This window comes from Empedobacter sp. GD03861, assembly GCF_029840885.1.
Taxonomy (GTDB): Bacteria; Bacteroidota; Bacteroidia; order Flavobacteriales; family Weeksellaceae; genus Empedobacter; species Empedobacter falsenii_B.
On sequence record NZ_JAOCDJ010000083.1, the window covers coordinates 1 to 1,406 of the forward strand.

A 1,406-nucleotide genomic window follows, 5' to 3' on the forward strand; every position below is an offset into this window, starting at 1 on the left:
TTATTTATTTTGCCCAAGTAGGTAATTCTTTCCACCCTTCTAATGGAGCTTCTTTTATACTATCTGGCACAGGTTTATTTATACATAACCTACTTGTGGAAAATAGTTTATTAACCCATTCATTATTATTAATTTTAACTAAGAATCTTTTACCTATTTTACTATCATAGTAAGATGTGCTATCATTATCAAAATAATGACTCCCTTTGTATATATTTTTATTATAAGAATAGTTGAATTTTATTTTATTTAAAGAACTCTTACCCATAAAATTTACCTCTGTTAAAGTAGCAATACTATATCTAAAATTTTCTTTGGTAGAATTATCAAAATAATTATTTACAACTATATATAAAGTTACTAATGATAGGCAAAAGAAGACAAAATATCCCCATTTATTTTTGATTATTGTTTCCATATATTTTATTTAATTCTTGTTCTAAAAATGATGTGGCTGTATTGGTAACAGTCCCAATTGTATTTTCAAGTCCTGATTTTTGCATTCCATTAATAAATTTGTCTGCACGATTACCTAAACCAGCTCCAAGAGTACTTGTTACTCCATTAAATAGTATTGCATTTGTATCTGTATTGCTTTGAAGTTCAAGCTTTTTATCACCAAAAATATAATAATCATATTTTCCTCCAACCAAACCTGAAATTCCAGGAACAGCTAGGATATCAGCAGTAGTATCAACTAAATCAATATTTTGATTTATAACTCCTTGAGCTGTAACACTAATCAATGCTTTTGTTCCTAATACCGTAAGTCCTTCAACAGCAGTAACAGGAAGAGAAGCTATAACTGCAGCTCCAGCTACTAAACCAATTTCTCCTTCACGTTTTGCCTCCTGCATTTTAACATAAGTATCGACATTCTCAGGAGAAAGTACATGTTTATAAGCACCATCAACATGATTGCCAAAAAATGCAGATGTAAGATCAGGTGTTGGTATATTAAGATTAAGTCCTGCAAATTGAGGTTTATTTGAAGCAGATCCTGTAACAAGCACCTCACCTAAAGTACCTCCTTGAATAACAGGAACTTCGTCTCCTGGTCCAGGCATCATCCCATCAGGATCAATAAAGAAGACAGGATTATTAAAAGCGTAGTTGTAAGGAGAATGACGTCTCATTTTCTCCGCGAGCGGGTCGATATTAAACCAACGTCCAATAGCAGGGTCGTAGTTTCGTGCACCGTAATCGTATAAGTTGATGTCTAAGTCTGTTTGTAGTTCTTTACCGTTGTATTTGTATTCCTACACCCCTATATACTTCAAATTTTCAACACTACATCTGTTTTAATGAACGCCTCATTATTCATTCAAATATAATGATTTTCAATTGAAAAAAAAGATTTTTATAGGATAAGACAAGCCATTTTTCGGGTTATAATTTTGCCCTTC

General features: G+C 32.0%; 1 protein-coding gene and 1 pseudogene. Both read right to left on the bottom strand.

The window, feature by feature from the left end; genetic code table 11:
• Positions 1 to 4: 4 nt before the first annotated feature.
• A complete protein-coding gene (locus N5D03_RS14785; protein WP_125349955.1) occupies positions 5 to 418 on the bottom strand; it encodes a hypothetical protein in 414 nt (137 codons plus the stop codon).
• A 649-nt stretch (positions 419 to 1,067) separates the two neighbouring features.
• Positions 1,068 to 1,259: pseudogene (locus tag N5D03_RS14790) on the bottom strand (RHS repeat-associated core domain-containing protein); the annotation flags it as partial.
• Positions 1,260 to 1,406: the final 147 nt, after the last annotated feature.

What these genes read in the sequence shown, in the direction of transcription:
- N5D03_RS14785 (WP_125349955.1), bottom strand. Translation starts at nt 418, where the DNA reads ATGGAAACAATAATCAAAAATAAATGGGGATATTTTGTCTTCTTTTGC.